Below are 2,500 nucleotides of genomic sequence, written 5' to 3'. Positions count from 1 at the left end.
CGTGTGCGTACAAGCAGTAGGAGCTCCGCAAGGAGTGACTGCGTACCTTTTGTATAATGGGTCAGCGACTTACTGTTCGTGGCAAGCTTAACCGTATAGGGGAGGCGAAGGGAAACCGAGTCTGATAAGGGCGCATAGTCGCGGGCAGTAGACCCGAAACCGGGTGATCTAGTCATGCCCAGGGTGAAGGTGCGGTAACACGCACTGGAGGCCCGAACCCACTCCCGTTGCAAAGGTAGGGGATGAGGTGTGATTAGGAGTGAAAAGCTAATCGAACCCGGAGATAGCTGGTTCTCCTCGAAAGCTATTTAGGTAGCGCCTCATATGTATCCTCTCGGGGGTAGAGCACTGTTATGGCTAGGGGGTCATCGCGACTTACCAAACCATTGCAAACTCCGAATACCGAGACGGACTGTATGGGAGACACACGGCGGGTGCTAACGTCCGTCGTGAAAAGGGAAACAACCCAGACCCACAGCTAAGGTCCCAAATTCACTGCTAAGTGGAAAACCATGTGGAAAGGCACAGACAGCCAGGAGGTTGGCTTAGAAGCAGCCACCCTTTAAAGAAAGCGTAATAGCTCACTGGTCGAGTCGGTCTGCGGGGAAGATTTAACGGGGCTAAGCAGTGAACCGAAGCTTGGGGTGCATAACTTTGTTATGCGCGGTAGAGGAGCGTTCCGTAAGCCGTTGAAGGTGGATTGAGAAGTCTGCTGGAGGTATCGGAAGTGCGAATGCTGACATGAGTAACGATAATGCGGGTGAAAAACCCGCACGCCGAAAGCCCAAGGTTTCCTTGCGCAACGTTAATCGGCGCAGGGTGAGTCGGCCCCTAAGGCGAGGACGAAAGTCGTAGTCGATGGGAAGCAGGTTAATATTCCTGCACCTCGCGTAAGTGCGATGGAGGGACGGAGAAGGTTAGGTGTACCAGGCGTTGGTTGTCCTGGGGAAAGGCGGTAGGTTTGGATCTTTGGCAAATCCGGGATCCTTCAAGACCGAGCACCGAGACGAGCCTTTAAGGCGAAGTCACTGATACCACGCTTCCAGGAAAAGCTCCTAAGCTTCAGCTTACGCAGACCGTACCGTAAACCGACACAGGTGGGTAGGATGAGAATTCTCAGGCGCTTGAGAGAACTCGGGTGAAGGAACTAGGCAACATGGCACCGTAACTTCGGGAGAAGGTGCACCCTTTTTGGTGGCTCGTGCGAGCTATAGCTGAAGAGGGTCGCAGTAACCAGGCCGCTGCGACTGTTTATCAAAAACACAGCACTCTGCAAACACGAAAGTGGACGTATAGGGTGTGACGCCTGCCCGGTGCTGGAAGGTTAATTGATGGGGTCAGCCGCAAGGCGAAGCTCTTGATCGAAGCCCCAGTAAACGGCGGCCGTAACTATAACGGTCCTAAGGTAGCGAAATTCCTTGTCGGGTAAGTTCCGACCTGCACGAATGGCGTAACGACAGCGGCGCTGTCTCCACCCGAGACTCAGTGAAATTGAAATCGCTGTGAAGATGCAGCGTTCCCGTGGCAAGACGGAAAGACCCCGTGAACCTTTACTATAGCTTTACACTGAACGTTGAGTTCGTCTGTGTAGGATAGGTGGGAGGCTATGAAACTGTGGCGCTAGCTGCAGCGGAGCCATCCTTGAAATACCACCCTGTCGTGCTTGACGTTCTAACCTGGGCCCATTATCTGGGTCGGGGACCGTGTATGGTGGGTAGTTTGACTGGGGCGGTCTCCTCCTAAAGAGTAACGGAGGAGCTCGAAGGTACGCTCAGCGCGGTCGGACATCGCGCACTGTGTGCAAAGGCATAAGCGTGCTTGACTGCAAGATCGACGGATCAAGCAGGTAGGAAACTAGGACTTAGTGATCCGGTGGTTCTGTATGGAAGGGCCATCGCTCAACGGATAAAAGGTACTCCGGGGATAACAGGCTGATACCGCCCAAGAGTTCATATCGACGGCGGTGTTTGGCACCTCGATGTCGGCTCATCACATCCTGGGGCTGTAGTCGGTCCCAAGGGTATGGCTGTTCGCCATTTAAAGTGGTACGCGAGCTGGGTTCAGAACGTCGTGAGACAGTTCGGTCCCTATCTGCCATGGGCGTTGGAGATTTGAGAGGGGCTGCTCCTAGTACGAGAGGACCGGAGTGGACGAACCTCTGGTGTTCCGGTTGTCACGCCAGTGGCATTGCCGGGTAGCTATGTTCGGAAGCGATAACCGCTGAAAGCATCTAAGCGGGAAGCGCGCCTCAAGATGAGATCTCCCGGGGCACAAGCCCCCTGAAGGAACCATGTAGACTACGTGGTTGATAGGTCAGGTGTGTAAGTACAGCAATGTATTGAGCTAACTGATACTAATGATCCGAGAGGCTTGACCATATAACCTCAAGTTGCCTTGGCTTTACGACAACGTCGTAAGAGCATCCAAGTGCACGCTACGTCACAAGAACTATGCGAGGCTGGCGCCTTGTCCTCCGGGACGAGTGCGACTCTCCAAAAGC

Annotated in this window: 1 rRNA gene (cut by a window edge); it reads left to right on the top strand. The window is 54.0% G+C overall.

Features of this window, described 5'->3' with window-relative positions:
• A 23S ribosomal RNA gene (locus N5D91_RS24190) occupies nt 1-2,378 on the top strand; it begins 502 nt to the left of the window's first position.
• Nucleotides 2,379-2,500 lie beyond the last annotated feature (122 nt).

Source organism: Stenotrophomonas sp. GD03794 (genome assembly GCF_029842145.1).
Classification (GTDB): Bacteria; Pseudomonadota; Gammaproteobacteria; order Xanthomonadales; family Xanthomonadaceae; genus Stenotrophomonas; species Stenotrophomonas riyadhensis.
The sequence above is the reverse complement of the archived record's forward strand: the minus strand, read 5'-3'. Positions and strand labels throughout refer to the sequence as shown.